Genomic DNA, 26116 nt, shown 5'->3' on the forward strand with positions numbered 1-26116 from the left:
GGGCTTAGGTATAGCAATAAACGCACCTTGACTACTTCTTAGAGTAGAGAGAAGCTCTTCTGCATTTATTATCTGGCCAATCATAGCTTGTGACTCAAGACGAGGATCATCAACATTCTTGGCTCTGTAAATGGTGAGCTGTCCTGAAAGTTCATTAATTACACGGGAACAAAGACCTCTCATGTAAATCCTATTAAATTCCCCTTCAGCTAAAGTTTCATTAGCATTATAGGGAACACTTGACTCGGTATATCCTCCCCCCTCTTTTTCTTTAATTCCATTTTAGACATATAGTCTTTCAGATCAGCAGCAAGCTTAGAATCATCTCCGTAGAGTATACTATCTCGGAAAAGATCAGGATAAGCATGCCTTCCAGGTTCCGTAAGCCTAGAACTTAAGTATAGATTGTTGTTTCTTATATCGTACTCAAACTCTTCAAGCATATATCTTCTAGTTTCTTTGTCTAAATTATTGAGATTTAAAGCCATGTTAACTCCTCCATTATTGGTTTTTAGTTAGACATTAGTAAATAGCCTTTAACGTTTAGGTAAATCTAGTTTCCACCTGATCATATCTCCAATAATAGGGAATATGTCATTGTGCTTACTTCCGAATCTCATCCACCCGGTAGAATCTTCAAAATTACCAATATCCCTGTTACCACTTGATCCATCAGGCAGGTAGTCCTTCAAGTCCTGTAAACCGAACTCTTCGATATCTTCATCGCTCAATTGATAATAACGCCACATCGGATTATCATGTCCAAAATCTAACTCTGTCATTTCATCTAGCAGCTTGTCCAGCAACTCTTCTTTGGCTTGTCGTCCAAAGGAAAAATCGTATGTTAATTTAGCTAAGGCTTTCAAAACAACAGGTTGGGCTGCAACTGTTTTTTGCTTTGCATGACTATCTCCAAAGTCGTTGATTTGAGTAACAGCTTCCCAGAAACGTTTCGCAATACTAAGCCGTGGTTTGACTACTGTAGGTGTAGCACCATTAATGTTGGACTTATTAAGAATTAAATGCGCATTGATTGCCACAATATCTTTACGAGTAAAGCTGCCATCATCATTGCTCCAGTCTACTTTGTCCCCGGAGGTAAGCTTGATAAGAGCAGGCTCAATTAATTCATCCTTAATAAAAGCATTGACAGGATTGGAACTATCAAATTCCAAAGCAAGACTTACTTCCATTTTCTTTGAGAGATTATTTAAATCGTGAAACAATTGCCGCTCTTCAAGAATACCGAGACCAAGGTGAATTTCCACGTTTACAGTACACTCACTTCTGGTAACTTGATAGCATTCTAGCCATATATTAAGTTCATCATTAGGCACGGTCCTATCTTCACGAGAATATGGAAATAGTGAACTTTTCGCAGGTGGATATTTCTGAGTCATCCTTATATCTTCAAGAAACTCTATTACTATTTGCATGGCTTTTCGTCTATGTTGTCCGTCTACTACCCAAAGAATATCTTTCTGCCCCAACCAAATCCTAGCTCCAATTCCTTCATCATTTGAAGCTACAAGTGGTTTACCCTGGAGGTTTGTACCATTACGGCCAGCGGTTCGCAGGTTTGCTACTATTGGTTGCATAGCTAAATAGGGCTGCTTCCCAATCATTTCGAGCATACGTACTCTCGTATCCATAACCGGCCCTTCATCTTCCTTATTTATATATATAGTAGTAGATAGCAGGCCTTTTAGTATGTAGCGTGCTAAGGATGCAGCATGCTTTGGATCTAATTTACGTTGTGTTACTGGCTTACCATCATCTGATCTTTCATTTGCGACATCAGACATTCTATAAAACTCATACATTGGTAACTTTGTGAGTAACGTACTATTACCTAAATTATTACTTAAGAACGCTTTGATTTGAGTTTCCGAAGTGTCTCCCCGCTGTATTAATTGGTCTAGTGATCTAACCTCTTTGTCCATATCAGTTTGAAACATTTTATTGCCTCCCTAGTAATTGGTTTTATTTACCTGTCTATGAATCTATTATACATCAAGATTCTGTCATGTAAATACCCTGGATATAATTTTTATTACCCAGGGTATTTATTTTAACAACCAGGATTCACTTTTAGTTAACAATATGAATCCTGGGATAATTTTTTCGCAAAAAATTTCCGTAAAAGGATTTGTGACATGCGAATCATCAAAAGCCAACAAGACATTACCACGCTACACTCAGCCAGCCTCTTCCCCTCCCTACTATCCCCCCAGAACCACTTCAACCAACTCCGTGACGAAATCGGCGATACAGGTAATCGCCTCTTTGTGCTGGGCAGATACGACTATATCGTTATTCTGGAAGAAGGAGACAACCTGTATGATCTGGGATGCGTCGGGCTAAACCGAGAGGATTACGGATTGCTGGGCAAGTTTGCCGGAGTATGTAGAAACACTACAATTCGATGACATGACCGTCTACAAGATCGTCGTCATGCACACCCACAACTTTATCATGACCTTCTTTACCCAAAAGGGAATTCACGACGAGGAGATTGAGCAATGGCTAAAACATCCATTAACAGCTAACGAGCTAATCATTAAAAAGCTAAAAGAAGCCTTCGATCAGAACGGCAATATCCTGAAAGAACCGAATAACACTAACGTGTGGCTCATGTCAGTAGCGAAATTCGATTCCCATAAACACACTCTATTATTCCAGACGACTGACGACTTCACACCTACGCATTACATCCGTGTCATTCTCCGCACATCAGATGCCTCTTAAAACCCATAAGCCCAAAGTCACTCCCTCACCAGAAACTTTGGAGTTTATTCATCGTCTTATGCTAGAAGAAGACTAGCACTGGGCGAATAAATATCTTACTGCCAAATTACTCGGCAGTACCGACTATTCTGAACTCATTCTAGGGGGCGTAGCCTAATGGCACCAGCATTTTCAACCTTAGAAATCGCAACAATCAGAATTTATGCTCGGGTGAGTAAGGAGGAACAAGCCTAACACGGCTTCAGTATCGAAGCTCAGCTTGGAGATATTAGTGCCAAGTGTAAGGAAGCGAAGAAGGTTGTCTACGGTGAGTACGTAGATGCTGGTATTTCAGGCAAGTCGATGGACAAACGCCCTGCCCTTCAGAATATGCTGGAAGATATAAAGAATGGAAAACTGCAGGAAGTCTGGGTATGGAAGACAGATCGCCTTTCGCGTAAATTGGCCGATCTCATACAGATGATAGAGTTTTTTAATCGGTATAAAGTTACTTTCCGAAGCATTTCTGAAAAAGATTTCGATCCGAGTACTTCATCACGGAAGGCATGATGCAGATGATGGGTGTGATGGCTGAGTTTCAACGAAACATCATTGTTAAGTATGTCAAAATGGGAATGAAGCAACGTGGGAGAAACGGGAAATAGAACAGCGGTCAGGTACTCGGCTATGATGTCGTCGAGGTTCCCATTTCTAAAGGAAAGGATTCCGCACTGCAAATCAACCCCGTTGAAGCTGAATTGGTGCGGAAAATATTTCATATGTATACCGGAGGACGAGGACTACGCAGCATTGCTAACCGAACTGAACCACAACGGATACAAAATGAAGCCTAACAACCCATTCAGTGCCGTTTCGATCAAGGCGATCATCAACAATCCCGTCTACATCGGTAAGATTCGGTACAACGTGAGAGAAAACTGGAGTGAACAAAGGCGTAAGGGTATTAATTATGATCCTATCATTGTTGATGGCGAACACGAACGTATTATCTCACAGGATATGTGGGAAACCGTACAAAGCTCTACGCTAAAAAAGTCCATCACCTCGCCGCGTGTCTTCAATGGAACCTATTTGTTGACCGGAATGATGCGTTGCCCTGACTGCGGAGCCACGCTTGTCGCACATCGATTTCATGATACGCTCAAGGATGGAACCAAGGTTGTACAGCGATACTACATTTGCAGCAACTTCCGTGCTAAAGGTAGCTACTTTTGTACTTCAAACAGTGTGAAGGCTGACATAGCTGAACAATATGTAACTGACCGAATTGCTGCCGTTGTGAGAAAGCCTAATATATTGGAGGAAATCGTGGCACGAATCAATAATAACCGTACAGTGAATGTCGTCCCTCTCCAAAAAGAACTAGCTTCCGTTGACAAGGAGCTTGGAACGTTGGATGCCCAAAAGAAGAAATACTTCAAGCTCTACAAAGTCGATGTTGTTGATAATGAATTCCTACTCCAGCGTATGAATGAACTTAAGCAGCAGCATGAAGCACTGACAAGAAGAAGGCAAGAGGCCTTACGACAGCTTGAATGAAGCTCCGCTGACCCGGTTCCACTACATCAAGTAAAGCAGGTACTGTCTCAACTCCATGAGTTGTTATTGTCAGCACCGATTGAAACACAAAAGAACCTGCTTCAGATCATCGTGAAGCAGATTCGTGTGAAGAAAGACCAGAAAATCGAAGGCATCGAATTGGAGTTCGATGATAAAGTCAATGCGTGTTTTTTGGATATGCCCCTTCCACCCAAACGGAGCGTCATCTAATGTCACATAGGAGTAAGTCCCGTCCAGCTCTATGCCCTCAAATCACAGCATATCGCCTCTATAGCAGGCTTTTTCACAGATAGTGACTTAGGGTAAATCCCTGCCATACTAATCCTTTTCCACGCTTTTTACGCAGTTCCCCACAAAAAACTTGCCGCTACTTGTGGTACGGTTCACCCCGATTTATCTTCACCGCGCGATAAATCTGCTCCACCAACACCAGCCGCATAAGCTGATGCGGCAGGGTCATGCGCCCGAAGCTCAAGCGCTGCTTCGCACGGCGCAACACCTCATCGGAGAGCCCGTGGCTTCCTCCGATGACAAACACGACATGGCTCGTCCCATACGTGCCGAGCTTGTCGATCTCCAATGCCAGCTCCTCAGAACTCCAGAGCTGGCCATCCAGTGCGAGCGCGACCACGTGCGCCTCGCTCTTCACATGCGCGAGGATGCGTTCGCCCTCGCGCTCTTTTACCGCCCGAACCTCAGCTTCGCTCAGGGTATCGGGCGCCTTTTCGTCTGCGACCTCGATCATCTGAAACTTGATGTACGGGGCGAGCCGCTTGGCATATTCCTGAATGCCCAGCGTCAGATATTTTTCCTTCAATTTGCCTACGCCAATAATCTGAATAAACATAAAACCCATTCCTCCTAAATTGTCTTGCGAAATATTCTATAAGTAAGATGCTTCATCGCATCGTTCGTTCCAACTGTACTATACCTATACTACACATTTCTCCAAATTCTAACGAATCCCACACACCTTATTCAGCCCCATTTCGGCTACTTTAAAATCTAACGAATCTGAAACACGCTATCTCAGTCAAAACGAGCTTTCCCCACCTCTTTCGAGGCCTTTTCAGTAATGTAACGTGTCTACGATTCGTTAGATTTCAACCAGGCGGTATTTGCCACGAATAAGATCCGTCAGGTTCTTTAGAGTTACTCCGCTCCGCCACACCCACGTCCCTACCCACATCGCTGTTACCCAACGTCACTTTTCTCCCATGCTCGGGCTTTCTTTTCTATTACCTACACACCTTGCACCGCTGCTACAACCTGAGCTCCCTCCCAAATCGGAACTCGGCACCTACACCTACCTTAATCTTCCCCTACCCTCGCCTACTTCCACGTTAACCCCTACAATCCTCGCCCAGCTCCACACCGCCTAACAACCACCACCATTCCCCACACAAAGACAAAAAGAGCGCTCATCACGCTCTCCTTGGCCTCTTGCTGTGATGTTCATACCGGATGGAAAGTCAGCCCGAAGCGCCACCTTAAATCACGCCTCCGGCTATCTAAGTCCTACAGTACGCTAAACGACGAGAAATTCCGCATGCTGTTCGCACTCGGCGCATTTCGCAGGCGGGTCCCAGTCGGCAAATTCCGTCTCCTTCAGATCAACGATATCTGGAGCGTCCTCATACTCATCGACAAACATGTCGATGGCAATGTCCACGTGTTCTTTGCATACAACGTACATCCGTTAAGCATCCTTTCTGTAACCAGCTATGTTCCCGATTCACAACCGCGTACCCCATTACAGGATAGCCACTTCTCAGTTCTATCACACCTGCCGCCGAAAAGAAACCCCTACACGCCTAATGACAGCAAAAACATCCCTCCCACTTAACAGGATAAGGATGTTCGCCCTTTACTTATACCGTTTCTAGAATTCCATCGTTATACTTAAGGCCAAGAAATTTCGCCTTTAATTACCTGAGCGCTCGTATCCAGATCGCCTGTATTCGTAAAGTCCGGATATGCTTTTTTCATGGCTGCAATCAGTTCTTTAGAATCTTTGGCTGTCTCTGCCTCTGCTTCAAATTTAGCAATATAATTACGAGTGAATGTAACACTCGATATATCCCCGGCACTGGTACCCAGGTAATGACCTGGAATCACTCGCTCTGGATTCAATGCAATAATTTGGTCTAACAATTGGCGCCAGTAGTCACGGCTCTCTGGCGTTTGGTTATCTGCGATCCAGACGTGCGAATTTTCATAGACAGTAACGCCACCCAGAACAGTTTTAATGGAAGGAATCCACAGGAACGTATGGGACGGATCGGAACCATCTAGACCGATAATCTCTACGGTTTCTCCATCTACGGTCAATTGAGCACCCTCAAGGACGTTCGGAACAATCTGTGCAGTTGGTGCATTTTCTTTCAAAATCGGATTCCAATATTCATTCTTCACTTGAATTGTTTCCTTGATTCCTTCCACCGTTGCTGGAGTCGCAACGATTTTTGCATCAGGGAACGCCTCACGGATCACCGATAGACCGAAGTAGTAGTCCGGGTCCTTGTGGCTGATATATACGGTGGTCAGTTTTTTACCCGTTTCTTTAATCATTTTGACCAATTGCTCGGCATCATTCTTTTGGAACTGCGCATCAACGAGCACGATTTCAGTTGGACCTTCAATCAGGTTTGATGAAACGCCAAAAATGCTGTTTTCCCCAGGATTATAGGTAGTCACTTTCAGCTCCACCGCTGGTGTGTTTGTTTCCTCGCTCTTTGTATTTCCAGCACTAGCAGCATTGGATGAAGAGTCTTCCGCATTTTCGGTTTTACTTGCTGTACCCGCACAAGCACTCAGAATTAACATGAAACATAGAACGAGCATAACGCCCATTGATGATTTTTTAATAAACATTTAATTGATCTCCCTCTCTTTATGTCGCTGCCATTCATCCATATCAATGCATCTAGCAGCCAATTCCGTTGATTTTTTAAACCATCCTATAGTCTGGTTGTACAATTGCTTCGACTGAATCCCCCTTCAAATCATTATATGTAACTACTATAGTTACAACTTATATGATGTAATGATTATAGTTACAACTAGATGCGTATGTCAAGTTATTATCAGAAAAATCTATATCTAATTATTTCTCTGCTACTCACAGACTTTATAAAAACAACAAAAAAACCAACCAGAATTTTCTGATTGGCCCACATTTAACTTCCCCTAACCCTGTAATACGCTTTATTCCACAGATTCAGGCTCTTCATGTCCAATACTATTTACTTCAATCCCGACTGCGCCTTCGTCAACAGCTTCCCGCCTTGAAAAGCAATAACCGCATTGGCACCATTGCCGGCTGTGCCTTTATAGTTGTAAACCACCATATTCTCCGCTTCACTCAGCGCTTCACCTTCGCCGCCAAGGATCTCGATGACATCTCCCACCGACATGCCAACCTCAAGCTTCTCATACTGGGCAAAGGTAATCAGCACCCCATCGCCTTTCCCCGCCGATCCGTTGTTTCCCGATGTTACAGGCGTTTGGCCACCAGCCTCACCTACCGCAATCACATTTGTACTCAACTCATTCAACTTGGTCTCAAGTGCTGCGATCTTTTGCTCCTGCTCAACGCTCTTGGCTCCTTGCTCCACCAGTTTCTTCTCAAGCCCTGCAATCTTCTCTTGCAGAGCACTCGTATCTACAGATGCTCCTGTCGTAGCTACCTCAGACCCACAGGCGGACAACATAAATAGGGACAGAGCCAAACTCGTTCCCCCAAGCATCTTTTTCTTCAAATGTTTCATCAAAAATACCCCTTCCATTCTGAAATAAAATCAGATCGACAAACAGATGTTATTGCATCAGCGACCGTCTCCAACATATTGACAACAGTTTACCACAGCACAAGTATTATGTATCTGCTCCTTTGGCTCCGGGTCTAACTGATCATGAGAATATAAAAATGGTTGATCTACTCATTTACTGTCGAACGAGCACATCCACCCATAACAACTAAAAAAGAGTGGTCAGTTGATCTGATCACTCTTCTAGCATTCCCCTATTACAATCCAAACAACAGCATAAGCTCCGTTCGAAACTTCCCTTACTCCGGTTTATCCGTCAGCTTCACTGATACTTTCTCCGCTTTGCCATCCCGGTAGAAGGTCACTTCAATGGTATCTCCAATCTTCTTCTCATCGTACAGATACTTCCGTAGATCCAGCGTGGAGGTAATTTTTTGCCCGTCAAACTCCGTAATAACATCATTCAGCTTCATTCCTGCTTCGGATGCTGGACCAGATGCTTCCAACACAACCACGCCGCTGTCCACGTGAGATGGCAGCTTCAGATCTTTACGCTGCTCGTCATCCAGTGGTGCATAAGGGTTGCTCAGATCCACCGTGTACACGCCGAGGTATGGACGAGATACTTTGCCGTTCAGTAGCAGGGAATCTACCGTTTTCATCACTTCGTTCATCGGAATCGCGAAGCCAAGACCTTCAACGCCCGTATCCGAGATCTTCATCGTGTTGATGCCGACCACTTTGCCGTTCAAATCGACCAAAGCACCGCCGCTATTACCTTCATTAATCGCCGCATCCGTCTGGATCACGTTTTGCTCCCAGTCGTACACTCCGTCCTGATTAATCGATACAGGCAGAATACGATCCGTGTAACTGACAATACCGGATGTCAGCGTACCGCCCAGACCGAGCGGGTTCCCGATCGCCAGCACAGTTTGACCGCGCTGAAGTTTGCTGGAATCACCGATCTCCGCGACTGCTCCCAGCCCTTTATCTTCTGCGGATAGTACAGCAATGTCACTTACACGGTCTTTACCGACCAGCTTTGCCTTATGTGTCTCCCCATCTACGGTCACAATCTCCAGATCACTCGCACCCTCCACAACGTGGTGGTTGGTCATAATATATGCCTTGCCATCTTCCTTCTTGAAAATGACCCCTGAGCCCAGCGCCGAATCTTCCATCGATAGACTACTACCCGTTTTATGGTTCACAATGCTCACCACGGAAGGACGAACGTGGGCTGCTGCCTGGATAATCCGATCGTATGGATCAGCTGCCTGCGCTGTCTGTGCACCGCCTCCACCACCATTACCTGTAGCATTAGCCAGCGGTAACGAAGCAGGCTGTGTGATGAAGCTAAACAGCATGACGGTCACGATGGAGCTGATCACCGAGCTAATCACAGCTACCTTCACAGTGGAACTGATTCCCGTACGCGATCTGCGCGGATTGCTCCAGCGGTCACGTCCACGTGCTCTGCCTCCAGGGCGGATGATCTGAAGTTTGCCTTTCTGTTCAGGTTCGGCGCGTCTTGATACTTTGGTTGAATAAAAATCGTCTCCAAACAATCCCATCGTGATCCTCTCCCCTTCGTTGTCACGCATCAAGACCCTGACTGCCGCCTAAGTTGTCGCATGGTTCAACGATGGTGTTCTTACGTTACCCCACTCCAGCCACAGCCGAGCTTCCGATCGCTGTTACTCACAAATTTTTTTATTTCTTTTTCCTAGGTAAAATTTGTTCATAAAGGCGAACGCTACGCTTCTCCAGCCTCGTTCTGTGTCTTTCGTTACGTGCGTACCGTAAATAACCTCTCGTTTTCCCATGCTTTTTTGCAATTTTAAAAAATGGTCTTGCATATCGCCGCATCCCGGCATCAAATCAAGATACAGCGTCTATGTACAACAGAACGGACACGCCATTCTGTCAGTGACTCTATCAATCATGCTCTCGCATTCTATGACATGCCATTTCACACGCAAAACAGCCAAAATCACAATGCTCCTCATATACTAAACACGTCAAATCACAAAAAGTTGCATATTTACGAAAATTAAAGCAAATTTCCGCTATAACGCGCTTAACAATAAAGGTCCATAGTATCTATCACCACAAAATCCGGTCCGCTAAGCGCCATTTTGGCAAATTTGAAGAACTTTTTCACCCCTGCATAGTCACAGGTTCAGCATACACGTCTCATCACACAAATGTTAGCGGCAAAAAGAGGAATGTTTTCCATCAAGCCTGACTACAATAATAGTAAAAGACAATTCGAAGCTTAATAGAGGAGGATATATATGGATCGCACACGTACACTTACAGCCATGGATGAAGTTCATATGGCGGCCAAGCTGGCCGATCTCAAGGAAGAACACTATCGCAATACCCTTGCACTCAGCACCATCATTGAACTACTTATTGATAAAGGCATCCTAACCCGCGAGGAAGTTGAGCGCAAAGCCGCCGAACTGGACAGCTTTATGGCTCACCCACCCTATCCCATGGCGTAGGACGATCGTAATACGTATCACAGAGTTTGAACTCATGATCCCGATAAAAACATCCACGGCTCTCCATCGCGTCGCGCACCGACATTTTTGCCAAGTCCATCATATTATGATCTCGGCTAAGATGTGCCAAATACGTGCGCTTGATGCGTCCGTTCATCAGTTCACTAAGCGCTGCCCCTGCCGCTTCGTTCGACAAATGCCCAATGTCGCTCAAAATCCGGCGCTTGGTGTTCCATGGATAACGTCCCATACGCAGTAATTCGACATCATGATTCGCCTCCAGCACCAGCACGTCAGAATCGGAAATCGCTTCACGAACCTTGTCGCTCATGTACCCAAGATCCGTTGCAACAGACAGCTTCTCCGTACCATCATCGAATGTGTAGCCTACCGGCTCAGCCGCATCATGCGAGATCCCGAAGGATTCCACGCGCAGTGACCCAAAATCATGCTTTTCACCCGTCTCAAATACCCTCCGGTTTTCCTCTGGAATCGCCCCAACCGACTTCTCCAGTGCCGCCCACGTATTCAGATTCGCGTAGATTGGTAAATTATATTTCCGAGACATCGCGCCTAGTCCTTTAATGTGATCGGAATGTTCATGTGTAACCAGAATCCCGTCCAATTCTGCCCCAGAAATCTCCCTTTCCTGAAACAGTGCATCCAATCGCTTCGCACTAAGACCCGCATCAATCATGAGAGAGGTACCCCCATGTTGTATGACTGTGGCATTACCTGTCGAACCGCTGGATAACACGGTAAAATATATCCCCATAACGCATTACTCCCCTGGTTTGTCTGTCTTGGGACTGAATACATCCCCACTGATGCCCTGCACGTACAACACTTCGCCACTTTCCAGCACGAACCGCCATGCCGGCATCGCTACCTGTATATCTGAATTGAACAACTGGCCGTAATAGCCCAGCTGAATATCTTTAACAATTGCATCATTTGGCAAAAAGTTCTCGATCAGCGTTCCCAGCGCCTTCGACGCCGGAAGCACCTGCTGATCGCTCTCCTCTGCGGTTGTAATCCGCACTGGAGTTTGACGGTAACCCGTTATTTTCTGGTCGCTGTAGAATAACTCCAGACTCACATTGAAGAGCGGCCATTTGCCATCGACCAGTGGGTGAAGCACAAATGCCCCATCCTCGGCCATCAGCTGATCCAGCCGGTATGTCCCGATCTGTGGAATCTCACGCTCTAATGCATCTTCCAGCTCACTTTGAGAGAAGATTAACTTGCTATCTACAGGCTGTTCCAGTTCCATATCCACGCCAGCCTTGTCCTCTTCAATGAACTCATAGGACAACTTCGGCAGCTTTGGCGTTTCATTTGGAATCGGAGCCAGCACCTGAATGCCCTTCTCTTCCATCGCCTGCTGTGTATTATCTGCCAGTGAGGTGAAGTCCAGATTGGCTCCGGCCGTCTCTCGCGCATCCATCCAGATCTGGTATCCCAGCACCAGATTGAGCAGCAGAAAGGCATAGATCAACACATTTTTTGCCCGTCCCCAATCCAAAACATTCACCTCCGTCCATTTGATAAAAGCAACTAATATCACACTGGCCCACTCCGCGGTCAGAACAATCTTCCGATCGCTGTTATCCCCAGATTTCTTGATTCCCTTTTCCTAAGGGAGAAATCCGGCGATAAAGGCGAAGCGTATGCTTTCGATGCAGCTTTCTTTCAGAAAGCTTTTGGCTTCGCTTCTCCAGCTTTTTTCTGCCCTCTCCGTTATCGTGTGACCTTACACCTCGCTCGGATATCGAATGACTCCATTACCCTACAACCCATCAAGAAACGGTGGTTTCCTCCCCGTTTCCAAAGCGGATCACCCATACCGGGATCAGCTTTAGTCCGTCCTCAATCGAAGAAGGACGATAAGCAGGGTACACGTCCACGACCTGGCGATTCTCACCTGCTACCTTTTTAATAAGAGCCTTCAGCTTTTCTCCGCCAGGCAACTTCACCGATTTCTTCGTCTCTGCACCTTCGTTCAGGTATTCCAGTGATCGTTCATAACTGGATACCGTCTCCTGCTGCATCTCCATGCTGATCGTGCCAAAGCGGAACTGCATGGAATCCATAATCGGATAACTGCCATAATACTGCTGGAATTCAAGCTGCGTCTTGCTCTCGGCGGTCTCCAGCATCATGCGCGAACGGCCTTTCCAGCCACCATGCTGATTCACAAAGTCAACCGCAGACAACGCATCCTTCGCGGGATCAATCTGTCCCGCAGGTGGTGCCGCCGGATCGGTGTAACTGATCCAGCGCTGTTCCTGTTTTACCTGCAGACTACGTTTACTATCCGTGTAGATCTCCGATCCATCTTTTTCCCGGATATTCCGGGTCATGCTTGGATCGAAAAACAGACTACGCTGCATTTGCTCAACCGTGAATTGCCCTGTCGGCACATCTGCCTCAATCGTCTCCAGAGCTTGGGCCGGGATATAATACCCGCCAGCCATCAGCGTATATGGCGTCCAGTTCGTACCGAAGTCAACATGCTGTTGCACGTCTTGTACTGTCAGGTCCGCCTGCGTTGCTTCGTATACCACGTCTCCCTTGGCGCTGAAGAACAGCGCATGGGCCTTCGTTTCATTTTTGGACGTATAGATCGAAATTCGGTTAATGGTCTCCCCTTGGAACAAGGAATCCGTCCCAAGCCTCATCACCCGCTGTAACAATGCTACGGGAATACCTTCTTTGAACGATAGCTCAAACCCAGGGTTCTCCTTGCGAATCTGATCCCAGTTCACCGATTGCACACTGCGGCGCTGAAAATCATCGAACGCCCGCCCCTGTAACCGTGAATAGATCAACTGATAGAACGTATTGCCAGGGTAAAACACCGTATGTTTATCCTCACCCAGATGAATAATCATCTGATCAGGGAAGATCAATTCTTCAATATTGCGTTCCTGACCCATATTTTCCGTCTTCACATAGTTCGTTTCTGACGTCACAATGGAATCCCCGCCTCCGGGCAAACGGTAGATCAGAAAATAACTCTGAACCAGACTGGCTACAACAAGGGCAGCAAGCACCAAGGATTTAATCCGTTCCTTCACGGTGCTCACCCCCTTTCTCACGCATCGGCAGTGTGAACGTTACTGTCGTTCCCACATCTACTTCAGACTCCAAAGAGATGCTTCCATCATGTGCCTTCACAATTTCCCGGGCAATGGACAGTCCTAGCCCTGTGCCTCCCATACTGCGGGAACGAGCCTTGTCCACCCGATAAAACCGCTCAAAAATGCGATCCAAATCACGCTGTGGGATACCCATTCCGGTATCCGATACCGAGATGGCAAGTGCTTGTTCATCACTGCGTCTAGCCGCAATTGTAATGGTGCCGCCTTCCAATGTATATTTCAGCGCATTGGACACGACATTATCCAGCACCTGATCAATCTGGTCACGATCCAGCGGAACAGCCGGAATATCATTCTCTACAGACAGCACAGGCTGAATATCCTTCTGATGCATCTGAAACGAGAATCGATCCGTCACTTCCTCCAGCATTTCCAGGATATCGGTTGGCTGTTTACGTAGCAAAGCCTCTTTGGAATCCAGCCGAGATAGATGCAGCAGATCCGTAACCAGTCGTATCATTCGCTCCGTCTCGTTCTGAATAACACCAACGAAACGACCGGCAAGCTGCGGATCTTCCAGTGCACCGTCATCCAGTGCTTCCGCGTAACTCTTGATCGTGGTCAGTGGTGTACGCAGTTCATGGGATACATTGGCTACGAATTCACGCCGGGATGCCTCAAGCTCTTCCTGCTCCGTAACATCCTGAAGTACGGCAATCGTTCCCGTGATCCCCCGTTCACGTCGATGAACTGGTGTAAACGTCATCCGAATGACCACAGGTTCTTCTTGTCCTGCGGGTGCAATCTGTAACAACGTTGAACCTGTGAAACCACTCGCGAGAGCTTCCGCATCCTCCGGATCAATACCGAGTAATATGGCGAAGTGTCTTCCTTCAATATCCGCAGGATGCATACCCAGAATGCTGCTGGCACGACGGTTTACGAGAATGACTTTACCGTACTCATCCGTAGCCACCACACCATCACTCATATTCGTCAGAATGGAAGTCAACTTCTCCTTCTCCTCTTCATTCAGTGAAAGTGCGTCCCGAAGCCTACTGGTCATATAGTTAAAAGCCCGACTGAGCTGACCAATCTCATCCGTGCCAAATACAGGTGTCTGCTGATCGAAGTTACCTTCTGCGACCGCTGTCGCTCTCCGAGTCACTTCCTTAATCGGCTGCGTTATCGTATGAGACAAGATCACGCCAAGTACCGCCGTTAGCACCAAGGCAATCAAAATGCCGGAGATAAAGATTTTGTTGATTCCCTCCATCGTGGAATACAGCTCGTTCATGGATGCCGCGATGTAGACCGCACCAATGATCTTGCCGCCGGACAGCACCGGCTTGGCGACGACCTTTTTGCGAACATTATCCTCGTCCACGATATATTCCTCATTGTCCCGAATGCCTTGCAGCGCACGGCTGACGACGGTCTGGGTGTTTTTGCGACCCACATAGTCCGAATGTGAACTTAGCGAGGTCGTGAGTACCTTGCCGCTGGCATCCAGCACCTGAATCTCGGCACCGTTAATGTTGAACAGGTTGTTCACCAGCACACGCAGATTTTCCGTTTTGTCCTCGCCAGCCTCTGCTTCTCCACCAGCCATCGTCTCCCCCACGAGAACCGACAGCATCTCCGCACGCGCCTGCAAGTCTTCCGTAAAGTTGCTCGTTAGTGAGTTCTTCATCGCGCTCACAAAATAAACCCCGATCAATTGCATCGCAATCAGAATCAGCAGTACATAGATAATGATCAATTTCGCCTGAATCGTTCGGAAGAACGAAAATCGCGCGAATCGGCCCATTATATCCCCACGCTTTTGGCACTGCGCACGAGATAACCGAGCCCGCGGCGAGTCAGAATCGTTTCCGGTTTGCTCGGATTCTCCTCAATCTTCTCACGCAAACGACGGATCGTGACATCCACGGTACGTACATCACCGAAATATTCATATCCCCATACCGCTTGCAGCAGATGTTCCCGTGTCATAACCTTGCCGGAATGCTTCGCCATATAATAGAGAAGTTCGTATTCACGGTGGGTCAGATCAAGCGGTTCTCCGCCTTTATAAGCCGTATACATGTCCATATCAAACGCCAGATCAAATAGCCGCATGACCTGCTTCTCTTCGTCTTCGTGCGCTTCTGCCGTAATCGCAAGTTTTTGCCGTCTGCGCATCTGTGCCTTCACCCGTGCAAGCAACTCACGCGTACTGAATGGCTTCGTCACGTAATCATCCGCACCCAATTCTAGTCCGAGCACCTTGTCGATCTCGCCATCCTTGGCGGTAAGCATAATGATTGGCATCTCTAGATGAGCGCGCACCTCGCGACAGACATCCATACCGTCCTTGCCCGGGAGCATCAGATCCAGCAGCATCAGGTCCGGTTTCTCGGATAACGCCAATTCAACCGCACGAATGCCATCAAATGCACAGATGACCTCGTAACCCTCTTTTTCCAAATTAAACTTCAGAATGTCCGCGATGGGCTGTTCATCGTCCACCACCAAAATCTTCCCCTGCATCGGCTAAGTTCACCCCTATATCCTGCTTAATCCGCGTTAGCGTTTATATCTCTCTTCTATGTTTAGCTTGTACCAAGCCTACTTGATTTGTTTCTCTAGTTTGTTGTTTATACTCTCTAGTTTAACATACCTGAAGCACCGTCACATCCCGATCAGGGGCTTGGAAGGTCTTTCATCTGAAAATTTTTTACAGCAGCAAAAAACAAGGCCAGCATTATAGCCAACCTTGCTCTACTTAAGTTCTATATTAGTTCAGATACGTTAACGGATTTTCTACCGTTCCATTCTTAATAATCTCAAAATGCAGATGTGTTCCAGTCGAACGACCCGTGTTGCCCATAACGCCGATACTCTCGCCTTTTTCAACCACTTGTCCAACCTTAACGCCAATGCTGTTCAAATGTCCATACAGTGTTTCGTATCCGTTACGGTGGTTAATAATGATGACATTACCATAACCACTTTTCTGTCCTGCAAAAGTAATTACACCCTCATCAGACGCTTTCACATCGCGGTTACCTACCAGATCGACACCTTTGTGCTGGCGACCCCAACGTTGTCCAAAGCTACTACTCATCGTTGCATTTGATACCGGCCAAGCAAATTCACCTGAGCCTTCACCAACAACTTTTGTTCCGCTAAGGACTACTTCAGTTACAGCTGCTTTAATCACTTCCTGACCAAGCCACTCTTCCTGAACCACTTCACCATTTTCTTTGGTTATACGATACTGCATGCTTTTCAAGCCGCTTTGTCCTGGGCGCACGACTTTTGTTGTACCTGCTTTCAACTCGTCACTTTTGCGCACTTCCACTTGCGGTTTGATCTCAATCTGTTCAACAACCTGCTCAACCGATTTAACGGTTACCGCCGGTTTCGGAACGGTCAAGGTCAGTTCGTCTCCGATTTGAAGCGACGTTTCCTTGATGCCCGGATTATGCTTACGAATCTCGCTTTGTGTAATTTCATACTTGGCAGCGATCGAAGAGATTGTATCTCCTTCACGAACCACATAAGTTACAGGCGCGTCTTTACCAACGGTTAAAGCTTTAACCGCCTCGGACACATCCCATATTTTATTTGGATCAGCCTTCACCACATCTGTCGCTACATCTTCCTTGATGCCTACCGACTTCAGGGTTGTGCTAGGTCCCTCCTCTTTCTTCGAGGAGTTAGCCGATACCGACTTCGTCTTAAGCGAACTTCGCACAGCCGATGCCGATATGTATTTGCTCTGCACTTGTTCCAGGATTGCATCAGCTGTTGCCTGATCCTTCACGATACCAATGACTTCACCGTCTACCTTGAGCTCCACACCTTTGGCGTAGGCTGTCAGCATATCACCCAGTTTGTCTAGCGTCTCGTCACTGTTCACTTCAGGTTTGTACGCTCTTACCGTTTCGGTTGTGATGCCATCCGTGTTCAGCACCATCTCTGCATCCGGATATTTATGTTGATATTCCTCAGTTTTGTCTGTAAATAGTTGTTGTAATTGTGCCTCATCTGCAATGGTACCAATCTCGCTACCTTTAACCATTACTTTATAGTACGGTACGGTGTTTGCAGTAACATATTGTTTGCCTGCGAACCCGAGCGATGCTGCGATGAATACACCACATGCTACTGTAATGATCCATTTGCGCGAGGCCAGAACGCGCTTCTTATTCACACTGAAGGTGGACATGCTCATGTTGTTTTTGTCTTCGGCCGTCCGGTGTTCCCCGGATTGTTCGTGTACCCGGTCTTTGCCCGGTTGGCGTATGCCTCTGAAACCTTTCATGATTCTCTCCTTTTCAGCACTTCTCAGTTCGCATTTCTGTCAAGACATCACCCATCGTGTCTGTTTCATGCTCGTTGATACTTGTATTGGGTGTCCGCAAAATCAGGACTTTAGCTGCGCTCGTAAAAGTGTCAAAATTTTAACCTTTTATCACACCCGTATACTTTAACACAGGTTTTACACTCATTTCAACTCTACACGTCACACCGCAAAGCCACGCCCCGCTTGCTTTCCCTTAATTATCCATAAGATAGTACGGCTGGTCCATCACCCATTATGCCTCAACATCCGCTGTACTATGTACTTTTGTTCGCAAATTAAGACTAGGTTCTAAGACCCAGTGAAATATGCTTTATTTTTCATAAAAATACATATAAAATCCCTCACCAGATCAACTCTGATAAGGGATTACGTAAACAACCTGTTTGTGGTTTATCTTAAACTGGATTTCAGCTCATGCCACAATAGAAATTAACTTTTATGTCTCTATTCTTTGACTGCAAGAATTACAAATCGCTTTTGCTGTACTTCCCAGAATCCATTGTGCTCCATCTCCATATGAATATCCATTAACGGCTGACGGAACTGTTCCACTTTGAAATCAGGTACTTGCCACGGGATAGTCTTTAGATAATATACCAATGCGCCTATATCATAGAAACGTTGTGCAGGGGTTGCTTCCCGTTGCTCCAGAATACGGAATCCAGACTGTTCCAGCTGAAGAACAGCACGATCCAGTTCCCATCCAGCGTAATCCCCTGGCATAGGAATGCCGAGCCGATCATTGATCTCCCTGCAATCTGACCAACCTACCTGTTGAGTTAGAAACATTCCCCCTACCGATAGAATCCGCCTAACTTCCCGCTCATCATACGACTCATGCCGATTAAGAATCAGATCGAATTCCCCATCTGTGAAAGGAAGTTGCGAATCATCAGTCACTGGAAGCACCTTCACACCGAGCGGCTGTAAACGTTCCTCTGCAATAGGTATATTGGGGAGATAGCCCTCGGTCGCACATGTGTATGGAGGAAGCGGAAGGAGTCTGGACAGCATTTCTCCTCCACCCGTCCCCATGTCGAGCATTCGCTCTGTCTGATTCATCAATCGGCGCGCCATAGTTCCATAGGACCAAGGCAACATTCCGCTCTGAAGTCGCTCACTCCCTGTTACATAGCTAAAATCCCAGCCACTAAACGGCTGGTCCGCCTCTTGCAGCCCTTGCTCGTATCGCTCTTTCGCCGCCTCGGCAAACTCTTTTACTGATGGTTCTGAATTAGAATGATATAAGTTCATGGTCAATACAACCTCCAATTAGTGTATTCGTAAACACAAGTCCATCGTTTCTCTTGAAAGCACCTATGAACGGAGGTCCACGAATTGGACTGGAGGTTTCTGCAATGTTGCCTGAACGTTTTTATATGTTGTGTTCTTTACCTTTATATTTCATACACTTTTCCCTCCTATAGGCATTTCCAGAATTTATTTAAATAAATTATATTCAATCATCCTCGACAAGTCCATTACATTATGAATCAGGCGATACGTCTATGAGCACGCCTGTCTTCCCTGCCTGCCTATCATCCTATTCTGTTTGCAGTACTTCCATCAGGTTGTCGTACTCTTCACTGGTCAGGTACTTCGAGATCACCTGTTCAATCTCACGTAATTCCTGTTCCGTTAGGCCACCTTCCATGGCACCTGAGATCTGCTGCATCTCTTTCTGCGGCAGCTTGTTCATGAGCAGACTGAAGATTTTTTCTTTCTCCTCTGCTGGCAGCTTGTCCTTCGCTCCTGTAATGTCATCCGGTGATACAACAATGGCATCATTGCCTGAAGAAGCACCGCCGCTGGCCGCTCCGGTTCCATTGCCTGAAGCTGAACCACTACCCTGATCTGTTCCTGAGTCATTACCCGTGCCCGTATCCGTCCTATTGCCTGCACTTGTGCCTGAGTTTGATCCTACGGTCGTATCTGTACCTGAACCTTCCCCTGTGCCCTCGTTTGAGCCACTTCCTTGGGACGCATTATTGCCTGCATCTACCCCAGATTGACCGCTCTCCGTCCCATTCCCCATAACTGAAACAGCATCTTCCGGAACCTGCTCTTCGTCCGCTCCTGTCGGCTGATCTGTCGTCCCATTTCCTGATTTGTTCCCCTCGCTGGTTTTACCGCCCAAGGCACCTTGGAACATGGCGGTTAACCCCATGGGTTGACCTTCCCACTGAATATTGAAACTCGCAAGTAGCGACTTCGCATATGACTGTACAATTAATCCGGTCGTGAGCAGTGTTAATGAACTGACCATCACCACGGTCAGCACGATTTTAACAAACCACACAAGCAACTTCATTCCGTTCTCTCCCTCCGATTATCCCACCCGTCTAACATGCGCATGTCGGGGTCTGTGACTCTACTGTTAACCAGTATTGACGGAAATCTCGGGATTATATCCGATAAACATACAAAAAACCTCCAGTCATCGCTATAAAAGCAACAACTGGAGGCTTAACATGCCTAAGTCGGCAGAGGATTCTATTTTATAATTCAAGAAACAATCTCTCTATTTCTTCGATTACTCGTAGATTGGAAGAACTTGATTCGTTTGCTCACGGTTACGACCAACAGAGAAGATGGCAATTGGAATGCCTGTCAGTTCAGAAACACGTTTTACATAATTCTGTGTGTTCACTGGCAGGTCTTCAAGTTTCTTAGCTCCAGTGATATCTTCGCTCCAGCCTGGCATCTCTTCGTATACCGCTTCACATTCTGCCAGCATTTTGAGGCTTGCCGGATAGTGTGTGATGACCTCGCCACGGAATTTGTATCCTGTGCAGATTTTCACAGTTTCCAGACCTGTCATTACGTCCAGAGAGTTCAGGGACAGACCTGTGATTCCACTGACACGACGCGCGTGGCGAACAACAACACTATCGAACCAACCTACACGACGTGGACGTCCAGTTACCGTACCGTACTCATGTCCAGTCTCACGGATTTGGTCACCGATTGCATCATACAATTCCGTAGGGAATGGGCCATCTCCTACACGGGTTGTGTAAGCTTTCGCTACCCCAATGACTTGCTGAATACGAGCCGGGCCTACGCCAGAACCGATACATACGCCACCTGCGGACGGATTGGATGATGTAACAAATGGATAAGTTCCTTGATCAAGGTCCAACATAACGCCTTGTGCGCCTTCAAACAATACCTTTTTGTCCTCATCAATATATTCGTTCAGAACAACGGATGTATCACGTACGTAAGGACGCAGAATTTCAGCATATCCGAGGTAATCTTGCAGAATCTCTTCAACATCAACAGGCTGGCCGCCGTAAACTTGCTCGATGACGCGGTTCTTTTCTTTGACCAGATGACGCAGTTTCAGTTCGAAATCTTCAGCATCCAGCAGGTCAACCATCCGAATACCAATACGGGCTGATTTGTCCATGTAACATGGGCCAATTCCTTTGCCAGTTGTACCGATTTTGTTCGGACCTTTGCTCTCTTCTTCGAGTGCATCCAGTACCATGTGATATGGCAGGATGATATGTGCACGCTCACTGATGGACAGGTTCTTCGTTGTGAAATCATTGTCATGAATATAGTTAATTTCTTCGATGAGTGCCTTCGGGTTGATAACCATTCCGTTACCAATCACACACGCTTTATCCGTGTAGAAAATCCCTGATGGAATCATCGTCAGTTTATATTTTTTGTTATCAATCAGAATTGTATGACCCGCATTGTTACCACCTTGATAACGAGCCACCACATCAGCGCTCTCCGCCAAATAATCCGTGATTTTACCTTTTCCTTCGTCTCCCCATTGCGTTCCCACTACAACTACCGTTGACATAGTTAACATTCCTCCGTGGGTGCCTTGCGCACCTTTGTATTGGTCTGTCCGTCCTCTATCCCGGCAGGCATGTTACGCAATAAACCGACTGAGAAGCGTGCTAACGGACAGTAAAAATGTCCTTCCGTTACATTCAAGGGAAGGTTTGCGCTGCTTTAACGCAGCAGTATTAGTGTACCAGTACCCTTTTTCAAAGTCAAATCAAATGGCGAACAATTAGATATAGTACAACCGTAATGTTCGGGATTTACCCATTATTTCAACACAAAAAACCGGAGACTTCAGTCCAAGCTTGCTTGACTGCTATCACCGGTTCAAGGATACCCATTTCAATATGAATCTATATCTGGTATTTATCACACATGTTTGAGTTCAGTTGCTCTAATGGTTGATCTTCGGGACAGACGATTCTGGCTTCTTGATCGAAGCCTTCAGCACCTGCCCATTACATCGCGAAGGCATCATTGTGTGCCCTCTCGTAATTGACGAATTTATTAAAGTTTTTCAGGAAGACCAGTTCAACCGTACCTACCGGACCATTACGCTGTTTGGCGATAATGATCTCAATAATATTTTTCTTCTCGGTCTCCTGGTTATAGTAGTCATCCCGGTACAGGAACGCTACGATGTCGGCATCTTGCTCGATTGAACCCGATTCCCGCAAGTCACTCATCATCGGACGTTTGTCCTGACGTTGCTCTACACCCCGGCTCAGCTGGGACAAGGCAATAACCGGAACTTCCAGTTCCCGGCCAATCTGTTTCAGTGTACGTGAGATCTCGGATACCTCTTGTTGACGGTTCTCCCCTGCTTTACCACGTCCACTAATCAGTTGAAGATAGTCAATCAGGATCATGCCAAGGCCTTTCTCTTTCTTCAGACGACGGCATTTGGCACGAATATCCGCTACGGTAATCCCTGGCGTATCATCTATGAAGATGTTGGCTTCTGACAAAGCTGCAATACCCATCGTCAGCTTCTGCCAATCTTCATCACCCTTGAAATCACCCATACGCATCACGCTGGCATCCAGGTTGGCTTCCGCACAGATCATACGTTGCACCAGCTGGGCGGCTGACATCTCCAGACTGAAGATGGCTACCGTCTCCTGGGCCCGAATGGCTACGTTCTGAGCGATATTCAGGGCGAAGGCCGTCTTACCTACGGAAGGACGGGCCGCTACAATGATCAAGTCACTGCGCTGGAATCCGGCAGTCATCTTGTCCAGATCGATAAACCCGGACGGAATACCTGTCGTTGTACCCTTATTCTGATGAAGTGTTTCCACACGATCGAATACTTCCATCAATACGTCCTGAATGGCTATAAAACCACTACTGGAGCGACGGTTGGAGATCTCCAGAATGCGACGTTCAGCTTCTCCGAGCATCGCTGCAACATCTTCGCCGCCTGTATATCCTTCGCTCACGATCTGTGTTGCCGTACGAATCAGGCGACGCAGCATCGATTTCTCTTCGATAATCTGAGCGTAATAGTCTACGTTCGCGGCTGTAGGTACACCATGGGCTAGCTTAGCCAGATAACTAACGCCCCCGATGTCCTCCAACTCACCTTTATCCTTCAGAAGCGAAGTCAGTGTAACAAGGTCAATCGGTTGATTTCCCTCACCAAGCTGGATCATCGCTTCAAAGATTAATTGATGGGGTTTATCATAGAAATCCTCGGTTTGCACCCGTTCCATCGCTGTAATCAGGGCCTCGCCCTGCAACAGGATTGCACCCAGCACGGCCTGTTCGGCTTCCAGGTTCTGCGGGGGAATCCGGTCGAATAACATTTCTCCGCCCATCTTACTCTTCCGTTACCTGTACCTTCAAGGTTGCCTTCACTTCAGGGTGAACCTTGACAGTTACTTGTGTTACGCCGAGTGTACGAATAGGCTCGTCCAGCTCAATTTTGCGTTTGTCTACTTTCAGACCCTTTTTAGACAAAGCTTCTGCGATCTGTTTGCTCGTAATGGCGCCAAACAGACGACCACCTTCGCCGGACTTGGCTTTCAGTTCAGTCACTTCTGCTTCCAGCTTCTTCGCAAGTGCTTCCGCTTCAGCTTTCTCTTCCTGTTTGAGTCTTTCCTCAGCCGCCTTCTGGTTGTCCAGTGTCTTCATGTTGCCGTCTGTTGCCAGACGTGCGATTCCCCGTGGCAGTAAGAAGTTCTGTGCGTAACCCTCAGATACTTCTTTCACTTGCCCTTTCTTGCCTTGACCCTTCATATCTTTTATAAAAATGACTTTCATTCGAACAGCCCCTCTTCCTTTTCGATTTCAGCCAGTACGTTCGTCAGCCGTTTTTCTGCCTCTCCAAGCGTTCCTTCAAGCTGCACGGCAGCATTCGTCAAATGTCCGCCACCGCCCAGTCGTTCCATGACAACTTGAACATTCATGCGCCCCAGCGATCTCGCGCTGATGCCAATCAGTCCATCCGGACGCTCACTAATCACAAATGAAGCGACCACGTCAGTCATATTCAGCAATGTATCCGCCACCTGGGCGATCATCATCTGTGAAATCTTGCTACCAGGGTCTGTGACCGCCAGCGCAATGTTTCCATATACCATTTTAGCATGCTTTATGATTTCTGCCTTAGCAATATATTCTGACAGATCCTCTTTCATCAACCGCTGGATCATAATGGTGTCCGCACCGCTACGGCGCAAGAAGCCTGCCGCTTCGAACGTTCTGGACCCCGTGTGCAGTGCAAAATGCTTCGTATCCACCGTAATCCCGGCAAGTAGAGCCGTAGCTTCTAGCGGAGTGAATTGTACCTTATCATGAATGTATTGCAAGAGTTCGGTTACCAATTCGGCAGCAGAAGACGCATAAGGTTCCAGATAGATCAACACTGCATCATTGATGAACTCTTCACCCCGCCGATGGTGATCCACAACTACGACACGGGTAGCAGACTGTACCAGTTTCGGTTCCATGGTCATGGAGGCCTTATGAGTATCCACCACCACCAGCAACGTGTGCTCGGTCATCATCTGGGTTGCCTGTTCCGGTGATACAAATGCTTTGGACAACTTCTCGTCCTTGTTCACTTGCTCCATCATGCGTTCAATTGATGGATTAATTCCATCCAGAACAATTCGGGCTTCCACATTGTACAGACTGGCCGCTTTCCACACTCCGATGGATGCACCGATCGCGTCCATATCCGGAATTTTGTGCCCCATGATGAGCACCCGATCGCTCTCCTGCATGAGATCACGCAGCGCGTGCGCAATAACGCGGGCTCTTACCCGTGTCCGTTTCTCCACTGCGTTAGACTTGCCGCCATAGAAAGACAGGCGTTGTCCGGATTTCACGGCAGCCTGATCACCACCACGTCCAAGTGCCATGTCCAGACTGGACTGTGCCAGTTCTCCCATCTCACTGATGCTATCCGATCCAAACGCCAGTCCAACACTGAGTGTCATTGGCACTTTGAGGTCAGCAGTCATCTCCCGAACCTCATCCAAAATGACAAATCGGCTCTGTTCCAGTTCCTGCAAAGACTTATGATTCAGCATCAACAGATAACGATCAGAAGACAGACGGCGCAGGTACACTTCGTACCGCTTGGCCCAAGACGTAATTTCGCTGGTCACTCGGGCAATCAGTGCTGTACGCTGTTGATCGTCCATGCCTTGGGCAGCCTCGTCCAGGTTATCCAGAACGAGAATTCCCAATGCAAGGCGTTCATTTTCATATTTATCACGAAGAATGGCTAACTCCGTAATCTCGTATACATATACATACCGCTCCTGCGGGTTATGAATAACTCCATAATGCCGATCATCCAACTGGAATTCGTCATGGAACTCCTTGGATGAATGTTCCTTCGTCCCATCCTTCTTCTCTTTAGGCTGAGGAAGTTTGGGAAACAAATTAAGTAGCGGATTACCCACCATTGTCTTCTCCTGGAACATCTCCGCGACAAAGCGGTTATGCCACTCTACCGTACGATCTTCGCTGTACAGCACAATTCCGAATGGAAGCATGCTGACCGCTTCCCCCTCCATCCGTTTGATCCGAATAGATAGGCCATTAATGTAGTCGTTAAGCTCACGGCGGAACGCGAGCTCCGCCTTAATCATGACGATTCCCAGCGCCGAAGCCAGTATCAGACTAATCAAACCAAGCGTCCAGTTATAAATGGTAACGAACATAACGAGCAACAGCAGCAGTATGAACGCCCATACGGTATAGTAGCCGTGCCAGCGTTTCTTCAGAAATTTAGGCATGACTCAT

General features: G+C 47.0%; 26 protein-coding genes. 7 read left to right on the forward strand and 19 right to left on the reverse strand.

Annotated elements, in window-relative coordinates:
• Positions 1 to 209: 209 nt before the first annotated feature.
• Both C170_RS16650 and C170_RS16655 read right to left on the reverse strand, forming a co-directional pair.
• Complete coding sequence (locus C170_RS16650; RefSeq protein WP_036611889.1) at positions 210 to 488, reverse strand: hypothetical protein; 279 nt, start codon at positions 486 to 488, stop codon at positions 210 to 212.
• 48 nt (positions 489 to 536) lie between these two features.
• Positions 537 to 1958 (reverse strand): DNA sulfur modification protein DndB, encoded by a 1422-nt coding sequence (locus C170_RS16655; protein WP_051447240.1) that lies wholly within the window; start codon positions 1956 to 1958, stop codon positions 537 to 539.
• Between the two features lie 436 nt (positions 1959 to 2394).
• Between C170_RS16655 and C170_RS30115 the strand changes: the two genes are divergently transcribed.
• From C170_RS30115 to C170_RS30830, 6 genes are all read left to right on the forward strand, one after another.
• Entirely contained in the window at positions 2395 to 2748 is a 354-nt protein-coding gene (locus C170_RS30115; RefSeq protein WP_155985086.1) for a hypothetical protein, read from the forward strand.
• A gap of 246 nt (positions 2749 to 2994) precedes the next feature.
• Entirely contained in the window at positions 2995 to 3297 is a 303-nt protein-coding gene (locus C170_RS31655; protein ID WP_081745968.1) for a recombinase family protein, read from the forward strand.
• Entirely contained in the window at positions 3297 to 3392 is a 96-nt protein-coding gene (locus C170_RS31660; RefSeq protein ID WP_442789462.1) for a hypothetical protein, read from the forward strand. The genes C170_RS31655 and C170_RS31660 overlap by 1 nt, the downstream gene beginning before the upstream one ends.
• 72 nt (positions 3393 to 3464) lie before the next feature.
• The gene (locus C170_RS31665) at positions 3465 to 3581 is read left to right on the forward strand and encodes a recombinase family protein (protein ID WP_442789463.1); all 117 of its coding nucleotides are present in this window, start codon (positions 3465 to 3467) and stop codon (positions 3579 to 3581) included.
• The gene (locus tag C170_RS30125) at positions 3538 to 4287 is read left to right on the forward strand and encodes a recombinase family protein (RefSeq protein WP_162158979.1); all 750 of its coding nucleotides are present in this window, start codon (positions 3538 to 3540) and stop codon (positions 4285 to 4287) included. Before C170_RS31665 ends, C170_RS30125 begins: the two co-directional genes overlap by 44 nt.
• Positions 4288 to 4353: 66 nt before the next feature.
• Positions 4354 to 4518 carry a hypothetical protein gene (locus C170_RS30830; RefSeq protein WP_155985088.1) on the forward strand — a complete coding sequence of 55 codons (165 nt, stop codon included), beginning with the start codon at positions 4354 to 4356 and terminating at the stop codon, positions 4516 to 4518.
• 157 nt (positions 4519 to 4675) lie between these two features.
• Here the strand turns inward: C170_RS30830 and rlmH are convergent, their stop codons facing one another.
• From rlmH to C170_RS16685, 5 genes are all read right to left on the reverse strand, one after another.
• Positions 4676 to 5155: a 23S rRNA (pseudouridine(1915)-N(3))-methyltransferase RlmH gene (gene rlmH, locus C170_RS16670; protein WP_017691463.1), complete on the reverse strand. Its 480-nt coding sequence runs from the start codon at positions 5153 to 5155 to the stop codon at positions 4676 to 4678.
• Positions 5156 to 5836: 681 nt separating this feature from the next.
• Positions 5837 to 6004: a CxxH/CxxC protein gene (locus tag C170_RS30455; protein ID WP_017691462.1), complete on the reverse strand. Its 168-nt coding sequence runs from the start codon at positions 6002 to 6004 to the stop codon at positions 5837 to 5839.
• 206 nt (positions 6005 to 6210) lie between these two features.
• Positions 6211 to 7182, reverse strand: coding sequence for an MBL fold metallo-hydrolase (locus C170_RS16675; RefSeq protein ID WP_036611893.1), 972 nt, complete (start codon positions 7180 to 7182; stop codon positions 6211 to 6213).
• 371 nt (positions 7183 to 7553) lie between these two features.
• Complete coding sequence (locus tag C170_RS31365; RefSeq protein ID WP_051447245.1) at positions 7554 to 8078, reverse strand: hypothetical protein; 525 nt, start codon at positions 8076 to 8078, stop codon at positions 7554 to 7556.
• Between the two features lie 299 nt (positions 8079 to 8377).
• The gene (locus C170_RS16685; protein ID WP_036611896.1) at positions 8378 to 9655 is read right to left on the reverse strand and encodes a S1C family serine protease; all 1278 of its coding nucleotides are present in this window, start codon (positions 9653 to 9655) and stop codon (positions 8378 to 8380) included.
• Between the two features lie 723 nt (positions 9656 to 10378).
• Between C170_RS16685 and C170_RS16690 the strand changes: the two genes are divergently transcribed.
• A complete protein-coding gene (locus C170_RS16690) occupies positions 10379 to 10591 on the forward strand; it encodes a hypothetical protein (RefSeq protein WP_036611899.1) in 213 nt (70 codons plus the stop codon).
• Here the strand turns inward: C170_RS16690 and C170_RS16695 are convergent.
• From C170_RS16695 to C170_RS16750, 12 genes are all read right to left on the reverse strand, one after another.
• A complete protein-coding gene (locus C170_RS16695) occupies positions 10560 to 11366 on the reverse strand; it encodes an MBL fold metallo-hydrolase (RefSeq protein ID WP_036611902.1) in 807 nt (268 codons plus the stop codon). The genes C170_RS16690 and C170_RS16695 overlap by 32 nt on opposite strands.
• A gap of 6 nt (positions 11367 to 11372) precedes the next feature.
• Positions 11373 to 12116, reverse strand: a complete 744-nt coding sequence (yycI, locus tag C170_RS16700; RefSeq protein WP_036612041.1) for a two-component system regulatory protein YycI — start codon at positions 12114 to 12116, stop codon at positions 11373 to 11375.
• 274 nt (positions 12117 to 12390) lie between these two features.
• Positions 12391 to 13671: a YycH family regulatory protein gene (locus tag C170_RS16705; protein WP_036611905.1), complete on the reverse strand. Its 1281-nt coding sequence runs from the start codon at positions 13669 to 13671 to the stop codon at positions 12391 to 12393.
• On the reverse strand, positions 13655 to 15505 hold the full coding sequence (gene walK / locus C170_RS16710) for a cell wall metabolism sensor histidine kinase WalK (RefSeq protein ID WP_036611909.1): 1851 nt from the start codon (positions 15503 to 15505) through the stop codon (positions 13655 to 13657). The genes C170_RS16705 and walK overlap by 17 nt, the downstream gene beginning before the upstream one ends.
• Entirely contained in the window at positions 15505 to 16227 is a 723-nt protein-coding gene (gene yycF / locus C170_RS16715) for a response regulator YycF (RefSeq protein ID WP_017691453.1), read from the reverse strand. The genes walK and yycF overlap by 1 nt, the downstream gene beginning before the upstream one ends.
• Before the next feature lie 247 nt (positions 16228 to 16474).
• Positions 16475 to 18007: a peptidoglycan DD-metalloendopeptidase family protein gene (locus C170_RS16720; protein WP_036611913.1), complete on the reverse strand. Its 1533-nt coding sequence runs from the start codon at positions 18005 to 18007 to the stop codon at positions 16475 to 16477.
• Between the two features lie 486 nt (positions 18008 to 18493).
• Entirely contained in the window at positions 18494 to 19303 is an 810-nt protein-coding gene (locus C170_RS16725) for a class I SAM-dependent methyltransferase (protein ID WP_235200779.1), read from the reverse strand.
• A gap of 289 nt (positions 19304 to 19592) precedes the next feature.
• Complete coding sequence (locus C170_RS16730) at positions 19593 to 20360, reverse strand: hypothetical protein (protein WP_036611916.1); 768 nt, start codon at positions 20358 to 20360, stop codon at positions 19593 to 19595.
• A gap of 222 nt (positions 20361 to 20582) precedes the next feature.
• Positions 20583 to 21869, reverse strand: coding sequence for an adenylosuccinate synthase (locus C170_RS16735; RefSeq protein ID WP_036611919.1), 1287 nt, complete (start codon positions 21867 to 21869; stop codon positions 20583 to 20585).
• A 445-nt stretch (positions 21870 to 22314) separates the two neighbouring features.
• Positions 22315 to 23676, reverse strand: coding sequence for a replicative DNA helicase (dnaB, locus tag C170_RS16740; protein WP_036611922.1), 1362 nt, complete (start codon positions 23674 to 23676; stop codon positions 22315 to 22317).
• Between the two features lies 1 nt (position 23677).
• The gene (gene rplI, locus C170_RS16745; RefSeq protein WP_036611925.1) at positions 23678 to 24121 is read right to left on the reverse strand and encodes a 50S ribosomal protein L9; all 444 of its coding nucleotides are present in this window, start codon (positions 24119 to 24121) and stop codon (positions 23678 to 23680) included.
• The gene (locus C170_RS16750) at positions 24118 to 26109 is read right to left on the reverse strand and encodes a DHH family phosphoesterase (RefSeq protein ID WP_036611927.1); all 1992 of its coding nucleotides are present in this window, start codon (positions 26107 to 26109) and stop codon (positions 24118 to 24120) included. The genes rplI and C170_RS16750 overlap by 4 nt, the downstream gene beginning before the upstream one ends.
• Between the last annotated feature and the right edge of the window lie 7 nt (positions 26110 to 26116).

The organism is Paenibacillus sp. FSL H7-689, from assembly GCF_000517905.1.
In the GTDB taxonomy this organism is placed as follows: domain Bacteria; phylum Bacillota; class Bacilli; order Paenibacillales; family Paenibacillaceae; genus Paenibacillus; species Paenibacillus amylolyticus.

Excerpts from the sequence above, each read along its gene's own strand:
- yycF (WP_017691453.1), bottom strand. The coding sequence starts at position 16,227 with ATGCAGGGGAAGATTTTGGTGGTGGACGATGAACAGCCCATCGCGGAC.
- C170_RS16690 (WP_036611899.1), top strand. The coding sequence starts at position 10,379 with ATGGATCGCACACGTACACTTACAGCCATGGATGAAGTTCATATGGCG.
- C170_RS16720 (WP_036611913.1), bottom strand. The coding sequence starts at position 18,007 with ATGAAAGGTTTCAGAGGCATACGCCAACCGGGCAAAGACCGGGTACAC.
- rplI (WP_036611925.1), bottom strand. The coding sequence starts at position 24,121 with ATGAAAGTCATTTTTATAAAAGATATGAAGGGTCAAGGCAAGAAAGGG.
- C170_RS31365 (WP_051447245.1), bottom strand. The coding sequence starts at position 8,078 with ATGAAACATTTGAAGAAAAAGATGCTTGGGGGAACGAGTTTGGCTCTG.
- C170_RS16725 (WP_235200779.1), bottom strand. The coding sequence starts at position 19,303 with ATGAACTTATATCATTCTAATTCAGAACCATCAGTAAAAGAGTTTGCC.
- C170_RS31660 (WP_442789462.1), top strand. The coding sequence starts at position 3,297 with ATGCAGATGATGGGTGTGATGGCTGAGTTTCAACGAAACATCATTGTT.
- C170_RS16750 (WP_036611927.1), bottom strand. The coding sequence starts at position 26,109 with ATGCCTAAATTTCTGAAGAAACGCTGGCACGGCTACTATACCGTATGG.
- C170_RS16650 (WP_036611889.1), bottom strand. The coding sequence starts at position 488 with ATGGCTTTAAATCTCAATAATTTAGACAAAGAAACTAGAAGATATATG.
- C170_RS16735 (WP_036611919.1), bottom strand. The coding sequence starts at position 21,869 with ATGTCAACGGTAGTTGTAGTGGGAACGCAATGGGGAGACGAAGGAAAA.
- dnaB (WP_036611922.1), bottom strand. The coding sequence starts at position 23,676 with ATGGGCGGAGAAATGTTATTCGACCGGATTCCCCCGCAGAACCTGGAA.
- walK (WP_036611909.1), bottom strand. The coding sequence starts at position 15,505 with ATGGGCCGATTCGCGCGATTTTCGTTCTTCCGAACGATTCAGGCGAAA.
- C170_RS16685 (WP_036611896.1), bottom strand. The coding sequence starts at position 9,655 with ATGGGATTGTTTGGAGACGATTTTTATTCAACCAAAGTATCAAGACGC.
- C170_RS16655 (WP_051447240.1), bottom strand. The coding sequence starts at position 1,958 with ATGTTTCAAACTGATATGGACAAAGAGGTTAGATCACTAGACCAATTA.
- C170_RS16675 (WP_036611893.1), bottom strand. The coding sequence starts at position 7,182 with ATGTTTATTAAAAAATCATCAATGGGCGTTATGCTCGTTCTATGTTTC.
- C170_RS30455 (WP_017691462.1), bottom strand. The coding sequence starts at position 6,004 with ATGTACGTTGTATGCAAAGAACACGTGGACATTGCCATCGACATGTTT.
- rlmH (WP_017691463.1), bottom strand. The coding sequence starts at position 5,155 with ATGTTTATTCAGATTATTGGCGTAGGCAAATTGAAGGAAAAATATCTG.
- C170_RS16695 (WP_036611902.1), bottom strand. The coding sequence starts at position 11,366 with ATGGGGATATATTTTACCGTGTTATCCAGCGGTTCGACAGGTAATGCC.
- C170_RS16730 (WP_036611916.1), bottom strand. The coding sequence starts at position 20,360 with ATGAAGTTGCTTGTGTGGTTTGTTAAAATCGTGCTGACCGTGGTGATG.